Annotated in this window: 22 protein-coding genes and 1 other annotated feature; of the genes, 2 read left to right on the forward strand and 20 right to left on the reverse strand. The window is 41.4% G+C overall.

Going from position 1 to position 24,336, the window contains the following annotated elements; all coding sequences use genetic code 11:
* Positions 1-229: 229 nt before the first annotated feature.
* Positions 230-805, forward strand: a complete 576-nt coding sequence (locus MHI20_RS06900) for a DUF4352 domain-containing protein (RefSeq protein ID WP_256688577.1) — start codon at positions 230-232, stop codon at positions 803-805.
* 136 nt (positions 806-941) lie between these two features.
* Positions 942-1,721, forward strand: coding sequence for an HAD family hydrolase (locus tag MHI20_RS06905; RefSeq protein WP_024718651.1), 780 nt, complete (start codon positions 942-944; stop codon positions 1,719-1,721).
* A gap of 55 nt (positions 1,722-1,776) precedes the next feature.
* Here MHI20_RS06905 and MHI20_RS06910 read toward each other — a convergent pair whose 3' ends face one another.
* The 20 genes from MHI20_RS06910 to MHI20_RS07005 form a co-directional block, all read right to left on the reverse strand.
* Entirely contained in the window at positions 1,777-2,697 is a 921-nt protein-coding gene (locus MHI20_RS06910; protein ID WP_052472165.1) for a methyl-accepting chemotaxis protein, read from the reverse strand.
* A 171-nt stretch (positions 2,698-2,868) separates the two neighbouring features.
* Positions 2,869-4,809 (reverse strand): threonine--tRNA ligase, encoded by a 1,941-nt coding sequence (thrS, locus tag MHI20_RS06915; protein WP_007501674.1) that lies wholly within the window; start codon positions 4,807-4,809, stop codon positions 2,869-2,871.
* Positions 4,810-4,854: 45 nt separating this feature from the next.
* Positions 4,855-5,102: a binding site (T-box leader), on the reverse strand.
* 43 nt (positions 5,103-5,145) lie between these two features.
* The gene (gene ytxC / locus MHI20_RS06920; RefSeq protein WP_041506744.1) at positions 5,146-6,015 is read right to left on the reverse strand and encodes a putative sporulation protein YtxC; all 870 of its coding nucleotides are present in this window, start codon (positions 6,013-6,015) and stop codon (positions 5,146-5,148) included.
* Positions 6,016-6,075: 60 nt separating this feature from the next.
* On the reverse strand, positions 6,076-6,714 hold the full coding sequence (locus MHI20_RS06925) for a TVP38/TMEM64 family protein (protein WP_041506743.1): 639 nt from the start codon (positions 6,712-6,714) through the stop codon (positions 6,076-6,078).
* A gap of 32 nt (positions 6,715-6,746) precedes the next feature.
* The gene (gene dnaI / locus MHI20_RS06930) at positions 6,747-7,676 is read right to left on the reverse strand and encodes a primosomal protein DnaI (protein ID WP_041506742.1); all 930 of its coding nucleotides are present in this window, start codon (positions 7,674-7,676) and stop codon (positions 6,747-6,749) included.
* A gap of 17 nt (positions 7,677-7,693) precedes the next feature.
* The gene (locus tag MHI20_RS06935; RefSeq protein ID WP_340937331.1) at positions 7,694-9,115 is read right to left on the reverse strand and encodes a replication initiation and membrane attachment family protein; all 1,422 of its coding nucleotides are present in this window, start codon (positions 9,113-9,115) and stop codon (positions 7,694-7,696) included.
* Between the two features lie 99 nt (positions 9,116-9,214).
* Positions 9,215-9,673 carry a transcriptional regulator NrdR gene (gene nrdR / locus MHI20_RS06940; protein WP_041506741.1) on the reverse strand — a complete coding sequence of 153 codons (459 nt, stop codon included), beginning with the start codon at positions 9,671-9,673 and terminating at the stop codon, positions 9,215-9,217.
* Positions 9,674-9,677: 4 nt separating this feature from the next.
* The gene (locus tag MHI20_RS06945; protein WP_041506740.1) at positions 9,678-10,064 is read right to left on the reverse strand and encodes a hypothetical protein; all 387 of its coding nucleotides are present in this window, start codon (positions 10,062-10,064) and stop codon (positions 9,678-9,680) included.
* A gap of 184 nt (positions 10,065-10,248) precedes the next feature.
* Positions 10,249-10,629, reverse strand: a complete 381-nt coding sequence (speD, locus tag MHI20_RS06950; protein ID WP_003216492.1) for an adenosylmethionine decarboxylase — start codon at positions 10,627-10,629, stop codon at positions 10,249-10,251.
* 235 nt (positions 10,630-10,864) lie between these two features.
* A complete protein-coding gene (locus MHI20_RS06955; protein WP_008346043.1) occupies positions 10,865-11,887 on the reverse strand; it encodes a glyceraldehyde-3-phosphate dehydrogenase in 1,023 nt (340 codons plus the stop codon).
* 173 nt (positions 11,888-12,060) lie between these two features.
* A complete protein-coding gene (coaE, locus tag MHI20_RS06960; RefSeq protein WP_340937332.1) occupies positions 12,061-12,666 on the reverse strand; it encodes a dephospho-CoA kinase in 606 nt (201 codons plus the stop codon).
* Positions 12,667-12,679: 13 nt separating this feature from the next.
* Positions 12,680-13,312 carry a sporulation membrane protein YtaF gene (gene ytaF, locus MHI20_RS06965; RefSeq protein WP_007501684.1) on the reverse strand — a complete coding sequence of 211 codons (633 nt, stop codon included), beginning with the start codon at positions 13,310-13,312 and terminating at the stop codon, positions 12,680-12,682.
* A 174-nt stretch (positions 13,313-13,486) separates the two neighbouring features.
* Complete coding sequence (gene mutM / locus MHI20_RS06970; protein WP_159144991.1) at positions 13,487-14,320, reverse strand: DNA-formamidopyrimidine glycosylase; 834 nt, start codon at positions 14,318-14,320, stop codon at positions 13,487-13,489.
* Positions 14,321-14,345: 25 nt separating this feature from the next.
* Entirely contained in the window at positions 14,346-16,985 is a 2,640-nt protein-coding gene (gene polA, locus MHI20_RS06975; RefSeq protein ID WP_340937333.1) for a DNA polymerase I, read from the reverse strand.
* A 254-nt stretch (positions 16,986-17,239) separates the two neighbouring features.
* Positions 17,240-18,982 carry a two-component system histidine kinase PnpS gene (gene pnpS / locus MHI20_RS06980; RefSeq protein WP_017358268.1) on the reverse strand — a complete coding sequence of 581 codons (1,743 nt, stop codon included), beginning with the start codon at positions 18,980-18,982 and terminating at the stop codon, positions 17,240-17,242.
* Complete coding sequence (locus MHI20_RS06985) at positions 18,975-19,703, reverse strand: response regulator transcription factor (RefSeq protein ID WP_007501691.1); 729 nt, start codon at positions 19,701-19,703, stop codon at positions 18,975-18,977. The genes pnpS and MHI20_RS06985 overlap by 8 nt, the downstream gene beginning before the upstream one ends.
* A 187-nt stretch (positions 19,704-19,890) precedes the next feature.
* Positions 19,891-20,829 carry a malate dehydrogenase gene (gene mdh, locus MHI20_RS06990; protein ID WP_007501693.1) on the reverse strand — a complete coding sequence of 313 codons (939 nt, stop codon included), beginning with the start codon at positions 20,827-20,829 and terminating at the stop codon, positions 19,891-19,893.
* A 34-nt stretch (positions 20,830-20,863) separates the two neighbouring features.
* Positions 20,864-22,135 (reverse strand): NADP-dependent isocitrate dehydrogenase, encoded by a 1,272-nt coding sequence (gene icd, locus MHI20_RS06995; protein WP_024424789.1) that lies wholly within the window; start codon positions 22,133-22,135, stop codon positions 20,864-20,866.
* Between the two features lie 146 nt (positions 22,136-22,281).
* Positions 22,282-23,400 carry a citrate synthase gene (citZ, locus tag MHI20_RS07000; protein ID WP_008346063.1) on the reverse strand — a complete coding sequence of 373 codons (1,119 nt, stop codon included), beginning with the start codon at positions 23,398-23,400 and terminating at the stop codon, positions 22,282-22,284.
* A 374-nt stretch (positions 23,401-23,774) separates the two neighbouring features.
* Entirely contained in the window at positions 23,775-24,239 is a 465-nt protein-coding gene (locus MHI20_RS07005; RefSeq protein ID WP_007501699.1) for a DUF441 domain-containing protein, read from the reverse strand.
* Between the last annotated feature and the right edge of the window lie 97 nt (positions 24,240-24,336).

Genomic DNA, 24,336 nt, shown 5'->3' on the forward strand with positions numbered 1-24,336 from the left:
TATTTAAAAAGAAAATAAAGTCTCTTCAATTCCTTCAATATTTCATTAACACACCGATATAAATCAAGTTGTATACACAAAATAAACCAAAATATAAATCATATTCTATATAAAAAAGGATATTATATCTATTTTTTCAAAAAAATGATTGATTTTATAATCCTTTAGACTTATCATTGGAGAAGTATTCAAATTCATTTAATAAAATAAGGAAAAGTAGGGGATTTATTTGAAAAAGTTTTTTAAGATTGGGTGTCTTAGTATCATTATTCTCATTTTGATTATTATCTTTGTATCTTGTATGGCTGGGGGCGGCAACAAAAAAGATAATACATCAAACACTGGTTCTAAAAATGCAGTAACGAGTAGCGAAAAGAAAAATAATAAAGAAAAAACGCATAAAATTGGAGATAAAGTAGCAGTCGAAGACTTTACTTATCAAGTAAACGGCGTAACAGAAGCGAAATCTTTACAAAAACAGTATATGAGTGATGTAACGACAGACGGCAAATTTGTGATTGTTGAAATAACGGTCAAAAATACAGGTAAAAAAGGTAGAATGGTAGATACTGAGATGTTCAGGTTAATTGGCAAAGACGGCACAGAATACAAATCACTTGCAACAAATAATATGTATGTAAATGATACCGATTCAAGTTTCTTCTTAAAACAAATAAATCCTAAATTATCTAAAAAAGGTAAAATTGCTTTTGAAGTTCCAAACGAAAAGAAATTCTCGCTTCAAGTCTCATCAGGACTAGGATGGACTGGCGGTAAGTATAAGACCATTGATTTATCAAAATAATGTAAGAGTGCACATTTTTGTGCACTTTTTTTATTACTAAATAATCTATTTAAACTCTAAAACTTCTATTGTAAAATGAACATGAGCCTGTCACATGCAATTGAGGGTAACTACATACATAACAAGGGAGAAGATCATGAAAGCCGTATTTTTCGATTTAGATGATACTTTGCTTTGGGATGAAAAAAGCATTCATACCACTTTTCAGGAAACATGCAGGGAAGCGGAAAAGAAATATGGACTTGATCCAGAATCGTTTGAACAGATTGTGCGTGAAGAAGCAAGAAAGCTGTACTCTTCTTATGAAACATATGATTATACTGTTATGATTGGCATTAATCCTTTTGAAGGACTGTGGTCTAATTTTAGTGAGCCGATTAGCGAAGGCTTTCAAAAGCTGAACGCCCTTGCACCAGAGTATCGCAAAAATGCTTGGACGAACGGATTAAAAGAGGCAGGCATTGACGATGAAGCATTTGGTCAATACTTAGCAGACTTCTTTGCAGCAGAGCGTAGAAAACGCCCGTATGTTTATGAAGAAACGTATCCTGTTTTAGAGCGCCTGAAGGGCACCTATGAATTACTCCTTTTAACAAATGGAGATCCTAGTCTGCAAAAAGAAAAACTTGCAGGTGTTCCGGAACTTGCCCCTTATTTTAATGAAATTGTGATTTCAGGAGATTACGGAAAAGGAAAGCCTGATCCTGGCATCTTTGAGCACTGCCTTCAGCTGTTAAATCTCACAAAAGATGACGTCATCATGGTAGGAGATAATCCAAAAACAGATATTCTCGGCGCTTCTCGCGCTGGCATCCAAACCGTTTGGATCAATCGTCATGGCAAGAAAAATGAAACAGATGTGACACCAGATTATGAAATTAAAGACTTACACGAATTGTTTGATATTTTAAAATAAACCATAGGAAAAACACCCTTCTCCTGATCGAGATTGGGTGTTTTTTCGTTTTCGGCTATACAATTGCTGCTAAACTTTGTGCTTGACGATCTAAGCCTCGTGCTGCTTCTCCTACATTCATGAATTCCTCGCTTGCTTGCTTGACAAGATCCCGGTTTGTAAACACGCTTGTCTTTGCACGGCTTGTTCCGGTGCTGACCTTTTCAACTTCTAAATGGATCGCCTTCACATAACGATCCACCTTTACGATCGCTTCCTTTGAATCTGTCGCAAGCTTACGGATTTCTGCCGCGACGACACTAAAGCCATTTCCATAGGAACCCGCATGCGCAGCTTCTATGGCCGCATTTAATGCGAGCAGCTGCGTTTGGGAAGCGATACTGTTAATCGTTGTAGCAATTGAGCTGATCGACTCCACCTGCTCTGTTAACCCTTCTAGTAAACTCATGTTTTGATCAGTTTCATTCGCGATATGTTCAAAAGAAGCATTTACACTTTGACTATGCTGGATGCCGATTTCCGCTCGCTCCATTAATTTTGCAGACATATCCTTTAGGTCTTCTACTACCTGCTTCATTGTGTTTTCTCTCTCTGTAATATCTGTTGCCACTTTCACGACAGCCACTACATTCCCCTCTTCATCGAGCACTGGCGTATACGTCGCTTCAAGCCATAAGGTGTCACCGTACTTCGTGATCCGCTGCACCTTTTCCTGAAACACTTGACCATTCTTCAAACGCTTCCAAAACATTTGATAACTTGCGTCTTCTGCAATATGCGGAGGACAAAACTGTCTATGCTTTAAACCAATCATTTCTTCCTTTGAATATTTCATGGCTTTTGCAAAAATATCATTGACCCATAGGACCTTACCTGTGACATCAAATTCAATCATCGCCAGTGAGTGCTCTAGCGCACGAAGCACAGCTGATTGCTCCAATACTTGTGTTGATACAGTATTTGTTGTTTGAATCATTGCTTTCATTCCCCCCATTTACCTCTCTCTAATAGTACATACTTACCCATACTTTCGTACTATCTAAACGTATCATTTGCGCAATTGGATCACTAGTGGAGAATTTTTTTCCATAAGAAAAAAGCCAGCAACCTCATTAGATGAGATCACTGACTGTTTCGTTCGCCTTCATTATTTTTTTGCTTCTGCGACTGCATGTTTCACAAAAGCTTCGAGGTCCATTGTTTCTGAATCTTGTTCCCCATATTTTCTTACATTGACTGCGCCATTTTCTGCTTCTTGATCACCGACAACCAGCATGTACGGAATCTTTTGCATTTGCGCTTCTCTAATTTTGTACCCTATTTTTTCATCACGACTGTCTAGTTCTACACGCAGTCCTTCAAGCTGCAAACGTTCTTGCACTTTTTTCGCGTAATCTAGATGGACAGATGGTGAAACCGGGATGACTTGGAATTGTACAGGTGCCAGCCATGTTGGAAGAGCTCCTTTGTATTCTTCAATTAAGAAGGCAACGAAGCGTTCCATTGTGGACACAACTCCTCTATGAATGACAACTGGACGATGGTGTTTTCCATCTTCTCCGATATATGTGAGATCGAAACGCTCTGGAAGTAAGAAGTCTAGCTGTACAGTAGACAAAGTCTCTTCTTTTCCAAGAGCTGTCTTTACTTGGACGTCAAGCTTCGGACCATAAAATGCCGCTTCGCCTTCTGCTTCATAGTAGTCATGCCCAAGCTCGTCCATTGCATCTTTCAGCATAGACTGTGCTTTATTCCACATCGCATCATCATCAAAATACTTCTCAGTATCCTCTGGATCACGGTAAGATAAGCGGAACGTATAATCATTTAAGCCGAAGTCTTGATAGACTTCTTCAATTAAACGAACTGTTCGGATGAACTCATCTTTGATTTGATCTGGACGAACAAAGATATGGGCATCGTTTAATGTCATCCCGCGAACACGTTGAAGGCCGGATAAAGCGCCTGACATTTCATAGCGGTGCATTGTTCCAAGCTCTGCAATCCGAATTGGCAGTTCACGATAGCTATGCGGTTCATTTTTATAAATCATCATATGGTGCGGGCAGTTCATTGGACGGAGAACAAGATCTTCATTGTCCATTTCCATCACAGGGAACATGTCTTCTTGATAATGCGCCCAGTGGCCTGATGTTTTATACAATTCTACACTCGCAAGAACGGGTGTATACACATGCTCATAACCAAGGCGTACTTCTTTATCAACAATATAACGCTCAATGACGCGGCGAATTGTGGCCCCTTTTGGCAGCCAGAGCGGAAGACCTTGGCCCACCTTTTGAGAGTTCGCAAACAGTTTCAATTCTTTGCCTAATTTACGGTGATCACGCTCTTTTGCTTCTTCAAGCAGACGTAAATGCTCGTTTAATTCTTCTTTGCTGAAGAAAGCTGTTCCGTAAATACGCTGAAGCATTTGGTTGTTACTGTCGCCTCTCCAGTAAGCACCTGCAAGGCTTAACAGCTTGAATTCTTTGATTTTCCCTGTAGACGGCAAGTGAATACCGCGGCATAGATCGAAGAATTCACCTTGCTCATAAATTGTGACGGCTTCGCCTTCTGGGATTGCTTCTAACAGCTCTAGCTTCAATTCATCGCCAATTGCTTCAAAGCGTGCTTTCGCTTCTTCTCTTGAAACTTCAATGCGCTCAATCGGCAAATTGCTGTTAATGATTTTTTTCATTTCTTTTTCAATCTTTGGTAAATCTTCAGGTGTAATCGCTACATCGATATCGACATCATAGTAAAAGCCATTTTCAATGACAGGGCCTACGCCAAACTGGACGTGATGCTCTTTTCCATAAATGCGTTTGATTGCCTGTGCAAGCAAATGCGCTGTGCTGTGTCGCATAATATCGAGCGCTTCTTCACTCTTATCTGTGATGATCTCGATTGTTCCACTTTCTAACAGCGGCGTACGCAGATCTATTTCTTTGCCGTTCAATTTACCGGCAAGCGCTTTTTTCTTTAGGCCTGGGCTAATTGATGCCGCGATGTCTTCTGTTGTAGCTGTTTTGTCAAACTCCTTGACTGCTCCATCTGGAAATGTAAGTTGAATTTGTTCTGACATCTCTAGTCACTCCTTTTTTTGGCAATATAAAAACCCCGCCCCCTGGAAAGGGACGAGGTTGAATAAACGGAATCGTGGTTCCACCCTTTTTCCCGTATTTGCAGCTTGCTTTGTCAAAAGCAAATACGGCTTGTGGTTCAATAACGGGAATTCCCGTCAGCTATTACTAAACAGTTCACAGCTGATGTTCAAAGGTGGTAAAGCAAATGGTCCTCTGCTAGGAAGCTTTCAGCCACGGCTTCCCTCTCTTTAAGCGGGTGTTCATTTGTTCATGTCCTTATCAATACGGTCTCTGTATGAAGTTACACCGTATTATAAAACGTTTTTTCGTGAAAATCAAGAAAGCTTTTCACTTTTCTTTTCCAAATGACTAGGAACAAATTGAACATGCTGTTCCTGAAACGAATGAAGAGGGAATACCTCAACTCTTTCTTGAAAAATATTTTGAATGGTTTGCACCATCGAGTGACCTGTATCATCTGTAAATAGGTCAATCTTTTGTGGCGCAATGGATACAAGCGGTGCAATCAACTGCGAATCAATATACATTGGATGCTCTCTTACAAACTGTCTGTCTATGTATTGTTTTTGATCACGCTCAGAAGCGTACCGAAATTCCCAAATCATCAGGCGGTCCTGATGCACAACATGTACTTTTTCAAGCTTAGGTTCTCTTGACATCACATAGTCTCGAAGGGATTGAATAAAGTTTTGATATTCTTGTTCCATTTTATATTCTTCGATGGATACTTCAACATAGTTCTTCAGCCTTCTGTCATACGCTGAGAGCCTAAATGTCATAAATGAACCAATGGAAAAAACACCTTTCTGTAAAGAAATCGTCTCAAGCTCTTTTTTTAACAGATCCTCCCTCGGTGGGTCTTGATGAATTCCAGGAATATCATCTAGATCCCCTTTCATGATGCTATGGGCGATTGAAAGAATTTGGTGCTGCTCTTCTGGATCTTTAAATAAGTATGTGTTTTCAAGGATGCTGCGCATGCGTTCATTTTCTTTGCATTCCAAAAAAAAGTGAATCAGTAATGTCTGCACAATGTGCTCTATGGCTTCTCCTGATTTCTTCGCTTCTATGAGAAGCCGGTCTTTCCCTTGTTGAATCGAAATGTGATGCCGACTGTCCAAGTGTTCAGCAAGATGTAAAAAAGCGGCGGTATCATATTCATCTTCAAAGATTATTTCAAGCATGTTTGTCCCCCCTAACGACATCTGTTACATATATATGGGGAGAACATAAAAAATAGACGCCTAAAATAAATCAGGCATCTTTCTTTTTAAAATCAGTGGCACTGAGATAAAGATCAAATAAATCAAACAAACAATCGCTAAGGCGGCATAATTTCCGCTCACAAAGCTTGATCCAAGGACATTTAACGCCACAGTACCAGGTATTAATCCTAAAAAAGTCGCTGCCGCAAATGCACGATAATTCGCACGTGAAGCTGCTGCGGCATAACTGACAAAATCAAAGTGAATGGGCGCAATGCGTAATAAGAGGATATAAATAAATCCATGCTCTTGAATACGGGACGTCACCGCTTTTAGCTTCCGATTGCTTGATTCGGTTTCCTGCTTGTTTGAACGGAAGGTTGAGGCAAGCAGGAAAGACCCTGTTGCACCTGCTGTCGCACCAGCTAAGGCATAAATGGTCCCAAGGACACTGCCGAATGCCAAACCTGCTGCTAGCGAAAAGACGGTGAGAGGGACAAGCACAAATGGACGAAAAAGTGATAAGAAAAGAAAGACAAAGGGAGCTAGCATCCCAAATTGAAGAATCCAATTCTTCACATCTTTCGGCGACAGTTGAAGATGCTGTTTGTTGAGCCACCATAGCACAGCAGCTAGAACGCCAATCACGAGGAAAAGCAGCCATTTTCTTTTATTCATTTCATCCGCTCCCCTTCACGTGACCTATCTTTTTATAAATGACGGCGATTTTCCCCTTCAAGCAGAACTGGTTCAGCTAGGTAGAGAATACGTTCCATTAATCGAGCTGCCTTCACCTCTTCTTTTTCCCCGCGCTGTGAGTACGTAAAGTGATGCTTTAAGTCATTCGGTGAGAAATTAGAAGAGAAAAAAGTCGGCAGCTGCTCTGCCATGCGGTATTGCAAGATTGTTCCTAAAAGTTCATCTCGTACCCAGCTTGTCATCGACTCTGCTCCAATATCATCAAGCATTAAAATTGGTGTTGATTTGACCATATTCAGCTTCTCTTCGAGTGTATGATCGGCTAACGAATTCTTTAACTCTCTCACAAATTCAGGCACGTATACAAGGAGAGATGGATACTCTTTTACCGCTAGCTGCTGCGCAATCGCTGCCAGAATAAATGTTTTTCCGACCCCAAACTTTCCATGTAAATAGAGGCCTTTTCCCTTACCTGTTTCATCATAACTTTGCAGGAATTGACCTACTTTTTGAATGACTTCTTGTCTTCCAACCACATTTAAATCAGCAAACGTCGCTTGAAGAACATTCTGCGGAATATACATGCTTTTCATGAGTTCTTGCTGTTTTTTCTGTCTATCAAGCCGCAGTTTGACAGGACAAGGGGAATATTCAATATCAATGCTCTGACCTTTGATCACAAGCTTCGGGTGATACCCGTCTAAAATGACATTTACATTCTCTTCCTCTAAGCAGTAAGAACAGCCCTTTGATTGCTGTACATATTCAAAGAGCCTGTTCAAGCTGCGATTGATCATGTCTTCTTGGATGTCCTCTTGATGCTCCTTTAAAAAAGCTTTTACATCTTCATCAGCTAGGACACTTTCTTTAATCTGATTGTATCTCACGCGAAAATCTACCCGTCCTTTTAGCTGATCAAATGAACGACCGATCGGTTTCATCTCCATCTCACCTCACATTAATGTGCATTGTACTTTTTCATATTATTAAACTGATCTAACAATTTTTCTTTTTCTCGTTCGAGGTCCTCTGTAGACAAGTTATCTGTCTGTTCTTTTGGCTGTTCTTTCGTTTCAGCTTCCTTCATCCAGTCAGGCAGCTTCTCCTCGCGGATCACTTTTCCTGATCCATATGATTGACGCTTATTTTTTTGCTGCGCCCATTCTGTCATTTGCCTATTTTCTTCTTTGGCAATTTTCATTGCAGCTGCCACGGTTTTGATTTTCTTTCGCACCCAGTGAGCGGCGATTTTCTGCATATATGTTTTGGACAGTTTCATATCGGTTTTTAGCAGTGTATAGTAGATCAGGACATTCATGACCCCAGGCTCTAGCTGCTGCTCAAGCATAATATCTTCAACAATTCTTAAGTCTGCATACGTCGGCTCAATGCCATCTGCCATATCTTTTAGAAGCTCTCTAGGCGAAATATGATCAAGCTTTTCAATCAATTTCGCATCAGGCGCATCTGCACCTGAATTCTGCGTGACATTGTGACGTAAATGCCTTGGCTGTTTTTGATCAATCAGCTTCGGCTGTTCGCCTCTGTATTCAATTTGATACCAGTCTCTCGCTGCTTTTCGCAGATCCTCAGTTGATATCATCTGATCTGAACCACAGGCAGCTGCGACAATATTTTGCATTTGCAGCGGGGTGATGCCATAGACGACCGCTAACTTCTTAATTGTCTCTTTCACTTGCTTTGTCAAAGCCTTTCTCGGAATCATCATATCCGACATGCCTGCTAACAATAAATCAAAATCAAAAGATTCATCTGAAAGCGGTGCAGGCTGACTTGAGCCAACTGTCACATATTCGTAGCCCTCGTCAAGCGATGACGCCTGATTGATTTCCTCTGTCATCTTGCGCTCTCCTGGCTGCAAGACGTGAAACACTTCTTCAAACGATCGGGAGATGTTCTTTGCATCAGCAGGAACTCCTGGATAAGAAAAATAATCACGAAGCTGCATATATTTAGCTTTCTCTACCCGATGATACAAAAGGACATTCAGCATACCGTCTTGGAAAAATTCATCCGGTCTTAGCGGCGGCACGAGCTCATATGTAAACAGTCTGCCTTCTTCCGTTTCCTGTTCATATGTGCGGAGTAATCCGATCGCTTCAAGCTTTAAGCGCTCCTCAAAAATATCATTTAAATTCGTTTGCAGCATCACCATCAGCTGACGGTGAGGTGCGGGTTTCCCCCACATTCGATTTTGTTCCAGCTCTCCCCACAGCGTCATGTATAAACTGAAAGCGGACATGCCAATTAGCGGCTGATATAAAAGAGTAATAAGCTGTCTATCGATGTCACCGAGCAATGAAGCGCTTTTGACGACATACGGATCGACGGCTAGCACTTCCTTCCAATGCTCTGTCATATGCTGATCCTCCCTTAATACGGTTGTCTTCATTGTACACTCTTTTTGCGTTTTACGCTTTACGCAGGAAAAAGAGCATGAAGAATCTTCAGCTCTTTTTTAGCGTTCTTTCTTTAATAAATCTTTTAATTCATCAATAAATACATTGATATCTTTAAATTGACGGTATACCGAGGCAAACCTGACGTAAGACACTTCATCAATTTTCGCCAGCTCGTCCATCACCATTTCCCCTACAAGCTCGCTTTTCACCTCTGACATGCCTTGGTTACGCAATTCCTTCTCGATGTTAAAGCAGACATCCTCGAGCTGTTTTAAAGCGACAGGACGTTTTTCACATGCTTTGATGAGGCCTCTCAGCATCTTTTCCCGGCTGAATTCTTCTCGAATTCCTTCTTTTTTCACCACAATCAATGGCAATTCTTCTAATTTTTCAAACGTCGTGAAGCGAAATTGACAGCTTTCACACTCTCTTCTCCGACGGATGGACTTCCCTTCATCTACTGGTCTTGAATCAAGCACCCTTGTGCCAAGGTGCTGACATGTGGGACATTTCATTTCATCAGCTCCGATCTCTTCTTGGAAGTTGTTTGTCTAGTTCTTTATAAAGGGACAAAACAGCCTTTTGACTGTAGCCAAAGTCTGTTGGCAGTGCTGTTTCTGTTGTCACATTAAAATCGACAGCTGTTTCAAAAGGACGAATTGAAATGACAGTCGCCACGAGAAAAGCTTTTTTCGGCGTTCGTATGTTTGCGCTGATTTCACCTCGTTCTGCTGAAACAGATGTCACTTGATAGGAATCGTTTCTTGAAAGAACGGCTTCTACCGTTTGGAAAACTTGAGTTTGTGTCGATTTGTAGTAATGGCTTTTCAGCTCTGACACTGGATGATGGTCAGATGTTTCTGTATGATTTGAAATGAATCGTTTGAGCTTTTGTCCTAAAGTCATACACGTATCCCCTTTGTCATAAACCCTCTTCTTTATTTTATAAAAAAAACCTTTGTTTTCCTAGAACAAAAGTATAGACAGGTTGGATCATGCTGGATGTCGTGTATGGAACAAATATAAAAAGGAGCATAACACAAAGGCATTTAATGCTTTTGGCCAGCTCCCATTGCAATCTTTTTTATGTTTACAGTGCTTTTGCTTGCGCCTGTTTCACTTGTACAGGTCCCATGCCTCGAGGAATTTCGATGTTTTCTCTTGTTTCAGCACCTAGTTCATCTCCGATATGATCTGCTGCAATATTCGGATCTAGATCGCCGCAAGTATAAACATCTATGCTCGCATAACCATGTTCAGGAAAGCTGTGAATTGTCAGATGAGATTCAGAAATAATGACAACTCCACTTACTCCTTGAGGTGCAAATTTGTGAAAAGCAACCTCTCTTACTTCAGCTCCTGATTTCAAAGCTGCATTTACAAACGTTTTTTCAATAAAATCCATGTCGTTCAGTTTATCACAGTCGCATCCCCATAACTCGGAGATAACGTGACGTCCGATTGTTTCCATCATGGACCCCCCTTAAACAAGAATGAAAGAGTGAAGTTCTAAGCAGCCGGACCGGACATATACCACGGGGGAAAGTTAGTCCAAAGAGGTCCTAACCCTTTAAGTATACCCGAATGAGTCTGCGAACAAGAAGTTCACGAAAAATAGTATACTTTGTTTAGACCCATTTTGCAAGCTGTGTTTTTAGTGGGATTTTCTCTCATTTCTTGAAAAGGGACGTTCAGTCTTCTTCATTTCAAACAGCTGAAAGCTCTTTCATCTGGGAACCAACAAACTTTACAAGATCAACCACTCTGCAAGAATAGCCCCATTCATTGTCATACCATGCAAGAACTTTTACTTTTCTGCCTTCCATCACCATCGTTGTAAGTCCATCAACGACAGCAGAATAAGGGTTTGTGTTAAAGTCTGTGGAGACAAGTGGTTCATCTGTGTAATCTAATATGCCAGCAAGAGATGTTTTTGAAGCCGTTGCAAAGGCAGCATTTACCTCTTCTGCTGTGACATCTTTTTTCAAGTCGACCACAAGATCAACCATCGACACATTTGAAACCGGTACGCGAAGTGCAAGTCCATGTAATTTCCCTTTCATGTGCGGCAGCACTAAAGAAAGCGCTTTAGCGGCACCCGTCGTCGTTGGAATGATGGACTGGGCACATGCTCTTGCCCGGCGCAAATCCTTGTGGGGGTTGTCGATATTTTTTTGATCATTTGTATAAGCATGAACCGTTGTCATTAAGCCGTTGTCGATGCCAAATTCATCATCTAACAATTTGACAACTGGCGCTAAACAGTTTGTTGTACAAGATGCGTTTGAAATAACGACGTGCTTTTCAGGATCAAGATCATCCTCATTGACACCCATTACAATTGTAACGTCTTCATTTTTACCTGGAGCTGTAAGTACGACCTTTTTCGCTCCGGCATCTATATGGCCCATCGCTTGATCTTTTGAATTAAATTTCCCTGTTGCTTCGATCACGATATCAATCCCAAGCTCTCCCCATGGGAGCTGCTTTGGGTCTCTATTATTGAGCAAAAGCACTCTTTTGCCATTGACAATCAACGCGTCATCTTCTGCTGTCACATCGCATTCGTAACGTCCATGATTTGTGTCATATTTAATTAAATGTGCTAGCGTTTCGGCAGGATAGCTTGCGTTCACCGCTACAATTTGAATTTGATCATCAAGCATTGCTTTTCTGAAGACCATGCGTCCAATTCTGCCAAACCCATTGATCGCTGCTTTTACCTTCATGAACAGGTCACTCCTCTATTATGTGTTATACTCAATAAATTTATTTATGAAATTAGTATATCACATTAGAATGTAATTGCCAGTATATAAACGTATATTTTCAAAAAAAGGGCTGTTCTTTGCAATGAAATTGACGAAAAAAGCATAAAAAAAGAAGAGTACTGTATGTACTCTTACTTATCTGTATGTTCCCATTCGTTTAATATGTTCTCTAATTGCTTTCTAATAAAAGCAAGATCTTTTGTGTTTTCTATCACGCGGTCTGCTTTTTGGCATTTTTCCTCAAGAGGCTGCTGGGAGTGAATGCGATTCAGTGCTTCTTCCTCGCTCAGGTCGTTTCGATTCATGAGCCGCGACAGCTGCAATTCAGGCGTCGTGTACACAACGATGATGCGGTCGACTAGCCCTTCCAGCTTGCTCTCGAATAGGAGCGGGATATCAAGCACAACAAATGTTTCATTGTTGCTCACCCCTTCATCACGCTGCTCGAGCATTTCCTTTCTGACTTCAGGATGAACGATGGCATTGAGCTTTTTTCTTTTCTCTTCATCAGAAAAAATGATCGCTCCAAGCTGCTGCCGGTTCAGTTCACCATTTGGCAGAAGAACCTCTTCACCAAAAGTTTGAACGATTTGATGAAGGGTAGCCGATCCTTTAGAAACCGCTTCTTTTGCAATGATATCAGCATCCACCACCCGAATGCCTTTCTCTTTTATCATCTGCGAGACTGTGCTTTTTCCGCTAGCAATCCCGCCTGTTAATCCAATGACGAGCGTCAATTCGTTTCCTCCTTTACAGCTTCCACACCCCAATTAAAATGAGCAACAGCCCTGGTAAGCATGCGAGTTTATCGATCCAGCGCCAATTGGCCAAATAATGACCTGCACGCAGTCCGATGCATACAAAAAGAGAACTCATCACAGCGACCGTGATGCTCATGACAATTGGAGAAAAACCAAGAATCGCTGCACCAATCCCTGCACCAAATGCATCAATGGATAAAGCAATTCCAAGAAGCACCGCTTCCATTCCATTAATGGTGCCAGAGCGGTCAATATCTGCACTTGTAGGCTTTCGCAAAATATGAATGACAAGCCCAAGAGACTGCACTTCTACATTGAGAAGTGTTTTTTCATGAAGGAGCAAATCACGCTCTTTCGCTGGTTTATAAAATTGATACAGAACCCAAAGTCCGATGGCAATTAAAATGCCTCCACCCAGTTTATCTGTCACTGAGACAGGGAGGAATGTCGTGAGCAGGCTGCCAATCAGCATGGAAATGAGCAACACAATTCCTGAACAGCAAGCAATAATAACGATGGCTTTAAATGGAATCCTCATCTTGCGAAGACCATACGTAAAACCTACAGAAAAGCTGTCAATGCTGACGGCAATAGCTAAAAACAGAAGCGAAAACGAAATCATACCTGTACTCTTCCTTTCTGTTCATGCAACGATGATCAAGAGTCTCTAGGCGTCCTTAGACTCTTCTTCACTATATGAAGAGCAGGTGGGCTGTGTGTCAGTCTACACCTTGCTGAAAAAAGAATGTTTTTTATCGTATGCATGGCAAAAAGGAAGCATGCTGACGGCTTACCTTTATGAAGGGCGTTTTTGGCAGGTCACACAAAAGTGCGTGCCGCGCCCTCCCACCACTGTTTTCTCTATGATACTGCCGCACGTCTGGCAAGGTTCTCCCCGCCGGTCATATACAAGAAGCTGTAATTGAAAAGTCCCAATATCACCTTGTGAATTGATGTAGGAGCGAATGGTGCTGCCTCCTGCATCAACAGCCACTTGAAGCGTGTCAATAATATGTTTGTGGAGCACCTTGCAAGATGCAAGACTTAGCTGATTCGCTTTTGTTTCTGGATGAATGCCTGATTTAAACAGCACTTCATCTACATAAATATTACCAAGGCCAACCACGATTTTTTGATCAAGTAAAGCCGTTTTGACCACGCGGGAGGTTTTCTTTAATTGCTCCCATAAATATTCTGGTGTAAATGAGTCTGAAAAAGGTTCATACCCCAGCTGTGATAGCGGAAGTTCTTTTTCTTCTTCGCCTGGCTGAAATAGATGCATCGTCCCAAATTTACGGACATCATGGTACCGAAGTTCGGTACCGTCTGTGAACGTAAAGACGACGTGTACATGTTTATCATAAGGCTCACCAGTTTCATGTACACGGTATTTCCCTTCCATTCTTAAATGGGAGACCATCACATAGTGGTCTAAATGAAAGAGTAGAAACTTCCCTCTTCTTTCAATGGTTTGAATGGTTTCTCCTACCATCCTTCTAGCGAACTCTTCCGGTTCCCCAGGACGTTTGATGATATTTGGCCATTTGATATCGACCGATTCAATCGTTTTTCCTTTGACTAACCGCTGAAGAGTGCGCCGGACGGTCTCAACCTCTGGTAATTCCGGCATGCTCCTCGCTCCTTTTTCTCTCTCTTTATTTTGCGTCGTACCAAGATGGACCTGAAGCGAAATCGACTTTTAGCGGCACATCGAGCTGAAGTGCGTTTTCCATGACTTCAGGGACGATTTTTTCTAATATGGCGATTTCTTCTTTTGGCGCTTCAAAAATCAGTTCGTCGTGCACTTGCAATAACAGATTTGCCTGCAGATTCTCTTCTTTTAACTTTCGTGCCATATCAATCATCGCTTTTTTGATGATATCGGCAGCACTGCCTTGAATCGGTGTGTTCATTGCCGTTCTTTCCGCAAAGCTTTTCACATTAAAATTACGGCTTGTGATATCTGGGATATATCGTCTGCGTTTAAGAAGCGTGGTCACATATCCTTTTTGTTTTGCTTCCTGCACGATGTCCTCCATATAGGTTTTCACGCCTTTAAAGCTTGTTAAATAACGTTCAATGAAGGCCGCTGCTTCTTTTCTTGTAATCCCAAGGTTTTGAGACAGTCCATAATCACTAATTCCATATACGATTCCGAAGTTGACAGCTTTGGCCTGTCTTCTCATAGAGGAAGTCACTTCTTCTTCTGAGACATGGAACACATCCATGGCTGTTTTCGTGTGAATATCCATATCTTGCGTAAAGGCTTCAATCAAGTTCTCATCTTGAGAAATGTGCGCGAGTACACGCAGCTCAATTTGAGAATAGTCAGCTGCAAACATGAGCCAGCCTTCTTTTGACGGAACGAACGCTTGACGAATTTTTCGGCCTTCTTCTAAACGAATCGGGATGTTTTGAAGGTTTGGGTCTGTTGAGCTTAGTCTTCCTGTTTGTGTAAGTGCCTGATTAAATCTTGTGTGCACTTTATGCGTATCTTTGCGCGTCACTTTCATTAAGCCTTCCACATAAGTGGATTGCAGCTTTCCTATTTGACGGTAATGCAGAATGGACCGAATAATTTCGTGCTTGTCTTCAAGCTTTTCAAGGACATCCGCAGACGTAGAGTAGCCTGTTTTGGTCTTTTTGATAACCGGCAGTCCTAATTTTTCAAATAAAATCACACCAAGTTGCTTCGGTGAATTGATGTTAAATGTTTCTCCTGCTAACCGATGAATGGTTTCTTCATATTCCTTCAGCTTCTTCGTGAGTTCATCACCCATTTTCTGAAGACGTTCAACATCCACTTTTACCCCAAGAGATTCCATTTCACCTAAGATGAGGGCAAGTGGCAACTCTAAATCTTCATACAGCTCATGCTGATCATTCTTTTCTAACGCTTCAAGGGTCAAATCATGCAGCGCAGAGATCGCTGCTGCTTTTCTTCCAAGATGGTCTTTTAGCTCTTCTTCAGATGGAATCGCCTGTTTCGCTCCTTTTCCGTAAACTTTTTCATCGGAAAGGGCTATGTTCAGGCCATATTCCTTCGCCACACTTGCAACGTCCTCATAGGATTTCTGCGGATTGACCACATAGGAAGCGAGCAGGACATCGTTATCGACACCTTTTAGATCAACATCATGCCATCTAAGGGCAACAACCGCTCTTTTGGAATCAAAGACCCATTTCTTCTTCGTTTCATCCTGTACCCATTGTTTAAACGCTTCAGATTGCAGAGCATCTTCTTTTGTCATAAAAAATGCACCGTTCTCATTATGGATCGCAAACCCTATCAAATCGGCTTCGTGATAATTGTCTCCTAGCTGTTCTACCACAAGTGCAGCGTGATCTGTCAGCATGTCCTCCGTGACATCTGTCATTTTCTTCACGTCTAGTTCGTCTATTTCTACTGGTTCATCTGATTCTGGCGCTTCTCCTAAACGCTCTAGCAGCGTTTGAAAGCCCAGTTCTTTATAAAGCGAGATGACCTGCTCAATGTGAGGACCTTCATAGGCGAGCTCTTTGCTTGACACATCTATTGGTGCTTCTACGAGAATCGTCGCCAGCTTTTTACTCATCACCGCTTGTTCTTTATATTCTTCAAGCTTTTCTTTTAGCTTTTTCCCGCTGACTTCGTCAATATGATCAAGCAGATTTTCAAGGCTTTCAAACTGCTTTAGTAATTTAATCGCTGTTTTTTCACCGACACCAGGCACGCCAGGGATATTGTCTGATGAGTCTCCCATCAGCCCTTTCATGTCGATGATTTGATCTGGTCTGAGGCCATATTTCTCTTCAATATGGGCCGGTGTGTAATATTCTACTTCTGTGATACCTTTTTTCGTAATGGCTACTGTTGTATGGTCTGTTGAAAGCTGCGTTAAGTCTTTATCTCCTGAGAAGATTTTGACCTCAAAGCCGTCCTTTTCTGCCTCTACAGCCAGTGTGCCGATAATGTCATCCGCCTCGTATTGCGGAAGCTCGTACCTTTTCACTTGATAAGCATCTAATAGCTCACGGATGAACGGCATTTGTTCTGATAGTTCTGGCGGAGTTTTTTGTCTTCCGCCTTTATATTCCTTAAAGGTCTCGTGACGGAAGGTGGTTTTACCCGCATCAAATGCTACGAGCATATGAGTCGGCTTCTCGTCTTCCAGCATCTTCATTAAGATCATCGCAAAGCCATAAATGGCATTTGTATGTACGCCTTTATCATTGGATAATAGCGGCAAAGCAAAAAAGGCTCGATAAGCGAGACTGTTTCCATCCACAAGTACTAATTTCTTTTGATCTGTCATCTTTTAATCCTCCATCGACTGAGCCGGCTCAGCCGTCTCTTTCGCACATTGTATGTTCATTTTATCAAAGTTTATTTTGAAAAGAAAATAGACGAGCCTGCATAAAAAAGGGACGAAAACAACAAGTGTTTTCGTCCTTCCAAAATTGGCTCCTTGGATGAAGGGGTTCCTATTCATCCTACCAATGATTGATTAACAAAACATGAATTCATTGTAAAGATCATGTAAATTTTAACGCCACTTTCCATTCTTCTCTATTTTGACTTTAAACTCACGGTAAACGTCGTCCCTTTGCCTTGTTTGCTATGAACAGAAATCGTTCCTTCATGTGCTTCGACAAGGTGTTTGACAATGGCAAGACCAAGCCCTGTACCGCCTGAGTTTCTACTTCTATCTTTATCAATTCGATAAAATCTCTCGAATATTCTTGGAATCTCACTCTTTTTCATACCGATCCCTGTATCTGCTACATCAAATTCATAGCTGTCTTTCCTCTGTCTTGCTGTGATCGTGACACTTCCTCCCTCTGGTGTATAGGTGAGGGCATTATTGATCAGGTTGAGGAAAATTTGTTTTAATCTCAACGGATCTGCCATGACATAGACCGGCTCTTTCGGAACACGCACTTGTAGGTCAATGCCTTTTTCAGCAGCCTTTTGTTTTAGCAGTACTTCAATCTCTTGAATGATTTCTGTCGCATTGGCTTCTTGAATATTCAGCTTAAAATGCTGCTGTTCAATTTTCGAGAGATCAAGTAAGTCTTGGATGAGCGTTTCTAAACGAATACTCTCTTTTAGGATGATGGACAAAAATTGTGTCAGCGCTTCTTTATCGTCAATGGCACCATCCAGAAGTGTTTCAGAAAAGCCTTTAATTGACGTGATCGGTGTCTTTAATTCATGTGACACGTTAGCGACAAAGTCTTTTCGCATCTGTTCTAGCTGCTTTGTTTCTGTCACATCATGAAAGACAAGAACAATCCCTTTCCATTCATCGTCTGTACTTAAGATCGGAACACCATCGACTTGGAAATAACGGCGCTCGATGTCAACAGCGAGACGTAAAAACTTTCGGACCTTGGTTTCTGTCATGAAAATTTCGTCTATTAACTCAATAATCTCTTCATGGGTAAAGGCTTCATGATACAGCTTGTGCATGTAAATATGTTTTTGCACTTTGAATTGCTTGCGGAATGTTCGATTGACTAAGTGAATATAGCCCATTTTATCAATCAAAATAATCCCCGCTCCAATGTTTTCAATGACTGTTTGCAGACGATCTCGCTGCATTTCGCCAGCGCTTGTCATGTCTTGAAGACTTTCTGCCAGACGCTTCATTGATGTATTGAGTTCACTTGTTTCAATGATCAGCTCTTCATAGTTATTTGTATCATAGTTCCCTCGTTCAAGCTGTTTGGCCACCTTTGTGGCATAATCAATCGGCTTTACATACTTCATCGACATGCGATAGCCAAAGAAGACGATGATAATGATGGCCGAACCAAGACAAAAGGCTAATGCAAGCCAGAGCTGACCATCAATCTCATTCAAAGGCTGGAATGAAGCATGAAGAAATAAATATCCCGCCGGTTCGTTTTGTTTCATCATTGGGACTGCATAATGAAACAGCGCATCCTTCTCATCCTCAATGAACGTTCCTTTTGTTTGGAGCTGCTCACTTTTCAGTGTGTTTAAAATGACAGCCCTTTGTTCTGCTTGACCCGTTGTATGTATGATATTCCCCTTCACGTCCACAATCGACGCATTCATATCGAGATGCTGCTTTGCTTGATTGAGAATCTTCTTGTTTTGCTCCGCATTCAAATCTTCAACATTCATAGAAGAAAGGAGAAAACTCGATTCCTTTTCCATTCGTTCGGTTAATTTTGTTTCATAGAAAATATGAAACATATGATCCAAGAAAAGACCAAGCGCAACAAACACAATAAACAGGAGAAAAATGAGCCCAGAAAAAAGGCGGGTTCTCACTTTACTCATTTGGCTTTGGCTCCTCCAATTTGTAGCCTAAGCCTCGAATGGTTTTAATATATGTTGGTTTTTTCGTGTTCTTTTCAATTTTGTCCCGCAAGTGGCTGATATGCACATCCACAATACGAGTATCACCTGCAAAGTCATAATTCCAAACCGCACTTAACAATAGATCACGCGTAAGGACACGGCCTTTATGCTTAGCCAAATAAAGAAGCAGTTCAAATTCCTTTGGCGTGAGCTCTAGACGTTCTTCTTGGAAATAGACTTCGTAATGTTCAGGTAAAATGCGCAGGTCTCCAATTTTGATTTGGTCTGCAATGATCTCTTCCTTCTCTTCTTGCACGGGAGCCGGCTGAGATTGCTGTGCTCTTCTCAAAATGGCTTTTACCCGAGCACCCACTTCTCTAGGACTGAAAGGTTTTGTCATGTAATCATCGGCTCCAAGTTCAAGACCGAGCACCTTATCAAATTCATCGTCCTTTGCTGTCAGCATTAAAATAGGGAACATCATTTTTTGAATTCTCAGTTGTTTGCACACTTCAATGCCGTCCATTTTCGGAAGCATTAAATCAAGCACAATCAGATCAGGCTGTTCACTTGCTGCTTTTTCAAGCGCTTCTTCTCCGTCTCTTGCTGTGACGACATCGTAGCCCGCCCTTTCAAGGTTATAGCTTAGAAGTGTTACAATTGATTCTTCATCATCCACAACTAATATTTTTTTATTCATGTTGTGCCTCCAATTAGTGATTTCCCCTGCATCCGGTTTTTTGTATCTTATGTGAAAAGCGAGAAGTCATGCTTTCTCTTTCATTTTAACGAAAGCTTAACAAGAGAACAATTTAAAATTTCGACAAGATTGGCTTTGTAAACAAAAAGAAGACTCCTCATACGAGAAGCCTTCTTTTTTATTCATATTAAGACAATACTTTCATGACGTTCTTTACAGATTCAACAGAACGGTCAAGCTGACTTCTTTCTTCTTCTGTCAGCTCAAGCTCGATGATCTGCTCAAGGCCGTTTCCACCTACGATTGTTGGAACTCCAAGGTAAATGCCTTCGTAGCCATATTCACCTTCAAGGTATGCAATCGTCGGCATGACGCGGCGTTGATCTTTTAAGATCGCCTCAACCATTTCAACGAGTGAAGCAGCAGGTGCATAATACGCACTACCGTTACCTAATAGGTTGACGATTTCACCGCCGCCTTTTCTTGTTCTTTCAACAATTGCATCAATTCGCTCTTTAGGAATTAATGTTTCCAGCGGGATACCGCCTGCATAAGAGTAACGTACAAGAGGAACCATGTCGTCCCCATGTCCACCAAGAACAAAGCCCGTCACATCTTTCACAGATAAGTTTAATTCTTGAGCAACGAACGTACGGAAACGTGCTGTATCAAGAATTCCTGATTGTCCGATGACTTTTTCTTTTGGTAATCCTGATTCTTTATAAACTGCATATGTCATTGCATCAACAGGGTTTGTTAACACAACAATGATCGCTTCTGGAGAATATTTAACGATTTCACGTGTCACACTGCGCATGATTTTTTCATTTGTTGACACGAGGTCGTCACGGCTCATTCCCGGCTTTCTTGCAATTCCTGCCGTAATGACCACGACATCAGAACCGGCTGTATCTTCGTAGTTAGAAGTTCCTGTAATATTCGCATCGAAGCCTTGAACAGGGCTTGCTTCCAGCATGTCAAGTGCTTTCCCTTTTGTCGGGTTCTCAAGCTGAGGGATATCCACTAATACGACATCCGCTAATTCTTTTTGAGCTGTTAGAAATGCTGTAGTTGCTCCAGTAAAGCCTGCTCCGATGACAGATACTTTTTTACGCTTGTTTGCCATTTCCTTTTTCCCCTTTAACTTTAAAGTTTAAGAATCAAGACAAGTTTTTGATGAGCTCGTCAGCAAACTCAGAACATTTCACTTCTGTTGCACCATCCATTAATCTAGCAAAATCGTACGTGACGACTTTAGATGCAATTGTTTTTTCAACAGATTGAATCACTAGATCAGCAGCTTCTTGCCATCCAAGGTGCTCAAGTAAAAGCACGCCTGATAGAAGAACAGAAGATGGATTCACTTTATCAAGACCAGCATATTTCGGTGCTGTTCCGTGAGTCGCTTCAAAAATAGCGTGTCCTGTTTCGTAGTTGATATTTGCACCAGGTGCGATACCAATTCCACCAACTTGTGCTGCAAGTGCATCAGAGATGTAGTCTCCGTTTAAGTTCATTGTTGCGACAACATCGAACTCAGCTGGACGAGTTAAAATTTGTTGAAGGAAAATATCTGCAATGCTGTCTTTGACAATGATTTTGCCAGCAGCTTCTGCTTCACTTTGCGCTTTGTTTGCCGCATCTTTTCCATCTTGTTCTACAATACGATCATATTGTGCCCATGTAAAGACTTTGTCGCCAAACTCTTTTTCAGCCACTTCGTAGCCCCAGTTTTTGAAGGCTCCTTCTGTAAATTTCATGATGTTTCCTTTGTGAACAAGCGTCACAGATTTACGGCCTTGGTCAATCGCATATTGGATCGCTGCTCTGACAAGACGAGATGTTCCTTCTTCAGAAACTGGTTTGATTCCGATACCTGATGTTTCTGGGAAACGGATTTTATTCACACCTAATTCGTTTTTCAAGAAGTCGATTAACTTCTTCACTTCGTCTGATCCTTTTGCATACTCGATTCCTGCATAGATATCTTCAGTGTTTTCACGGAAGATGACCATGTCTGTGTCTTCTGGACGTTTCACAGGAGATGGTACACCTTTGAACCAGCGAACTGGACGTAAGCATGTGAATAAATCAAGCTCTTGTCTTAGTGCCACGTTCAGTGAACGGATTCCTCCGCCAATTGGTGTTGTCAGTGGGCCTTTGATCGCGATTAAATATTCACGAATGTCTTCAAGTGTTTGCTCTGGAAGCCACTCGCCAGTTTTATTGTAAGCTTTTTCACCTGCATATACTTCTTTCCAAGTGATTTGCTTTTCACCTTTATATGCTTTTTCTACAGCTGCTTCAAGAACTCTTGATGCTGCTTTCCAAATGTCAGGACCGATTCCGTCCCCTTCGATAAACGGGATAATTGGATTATTTGGTACATTCAATACGCCGCCAGTAACTGTAATTTTTTCGCCTTGTGACAATGATATTACCTCCCAGGTTATGTAGTGAATATTTGAAACTTCCAAGCTTGATGTCTGCAAGCCAAGAAGTTTTTCACGTGATTCGTTTTTTGTTGATATGGAGGCTGATTGGTTTAGATGGATCAGCCTCCGCTATTCTATAAACATTAGTCTCTTTCACTGATCGGAACAAACGTTTGAAGATCAGGTCCAATATAGTCAGCTCTTGGACGGATCAGACGGTTGTTGTCATATTGCTCTAAAATGTGAGCAATCCATCCAGAGAATCGGCTGATCACGAAAATTGGTGTAAACAAGTCATGATCAATTCCAAGACTGTGATAGACAGAAGCAGAATAAAAATCAACATTTGGTGGAAGATTTTTCTCTGATGTCACGATTTCCTCTGCGCGTACAGACATTTCATACCATTTTGGCTCGCCTGTGAGATTTGTTAAGCGCTGGCTCATTTCTTTTAAATGTTTTGCACGCGGGTCACCCTGGCGGTAAACGCGGTGGCCAAAGCCCATAATTTTCTCTTTCTTCTCTAGCTTACCATGAATATAGGAATCTACGTTTTCAACTTCGCCAATTTCTGAGAGCATCTTCATTACGCCTTCATTCGCGCCGCCATGAAGTGGTCCTTTCAATGCGCCGATAGCCGCTGTTACACCAGAGTAGATATCTGATAGTGTAGCAACACATACACGTGCTGTAAATGTCGATGCGTTTAATTCGTGATCCGCATGTAGAATGAGCGCTTTATCAATCGCTTCAATTTCTACTGGTGAAGGCTCTTCGCCGTTTAGCATATATAAGAAGTTTGCAGCATAGCTGTATTCTTCTTTTGGCTGTACAGGCTCAAGTCCCTTTCGAATACGTGAGAATGCAGCGACAAGTCCAGAAATTTTCGCTTGTAAGCGAATGGCTTTTCTGTAATTCGCTTCTTTGTCCATAATCTCTGATTCGTCATCAAGTAAACCTAATAAGGATACCGCTGTACGAATCGCAGACATTGGATGAACCCCATCCAGCGAATAAGATTTAAAGTGCTCAATGATCTCTTGCGGAATATGAGCATTTTCATTGAGCTGCTGCTTTAACTCGCTTAGCTCCTGCTCATTCGGCAGCTTTAAGTGCCATAACAGGTAGACAATTTCTTCGAAAGTCGCTTTTTCAGTTAAATCATCGATATTGTACCCTACATAAGTAAGAGTATCATCAATAATTGAGCTTACGGATGAAGTTGTTGCCACGATACCTTCAAGACCTCTTGTTGCTGTCATGTTCAATCTCCCCTTTTTAAAAAGATTCCCCTTCGTTGCAAAATTCTCGCTTTTTGAAAGCGCTATCCAACCAAAATAGGCTGGCAGGTTTAGAAAAGAAAATGCTTACATTTACCTATACGGTTAGAGCGCTTTTAGCCTCATATCTCGTGTTTGATCAATGAGTTCAAAATTAAGCCTATTCCCATTATAAACAATAATCAGACATTTGTTAAATGTTTAACTATAATTTTTTTTGATATTTTTTTTTCCAGCCTTCCGGTTCGGGCATGGAATAAAGGGATTTTGCTTCTTTTAATATATTTAATTATGTTTTTTTGCAAAAGCTCACGCCAGAAAAAAATCAAAAGAAAGTGGCATGAGCCACTCTCTTTTTAACCGCTGAAAAATTTCACTGCTTGCATCGCTAAATAGGCAATTCCAGCACCAATCAGCGGGCCAACAGCCACACCTTTGAATAAGCTGACTGCCAAAATCGTACCGAATACAAGTGCTGCTGTGATATGCGGATCGTTTTCGAGTAGCACAATTCCGTTTTTTGCAATTAATGCTACTAATATACCCGCTCCAAGAGCTATCCAAGCATAGGAAGATTTCATCGCTTCTCCAAGTTGTTTAAATCCAATGTCCCCTGTTGCGATCGGTACAAGCACAGCGATCGTGATGACCGTCACACCCCAATTGATACCTTTTGATTGCAGAACCGGGAATATTTTTTGATCCAGGCCAATCAGCTTAATGGCAATCAGCACAGAGACCGCTAAAATTAACGAATTGTTTTTTGCAATAAGTGCAATAACGAGTAAAAGAACCAAAAACAAATTTGCTTGAGTAAACATACGCCGCTCCTTTCTTTCTTTTTATTGCGACCTTTTCATATTACTAATCTTTTTGAATAAAATGAAGTATCGGACATGCTTGTTTTTTGGAGGGGAT

Source organism: Bacillus sp. FSL K6-1106 (assembly GCF_038005245.1).
Taxonomy (GTDB): domain Bacteria; phylum Bacillota; class Bacilli; order Bacillales; family Bacillaceae; genus Bacillus; species Bacillus altitudinis.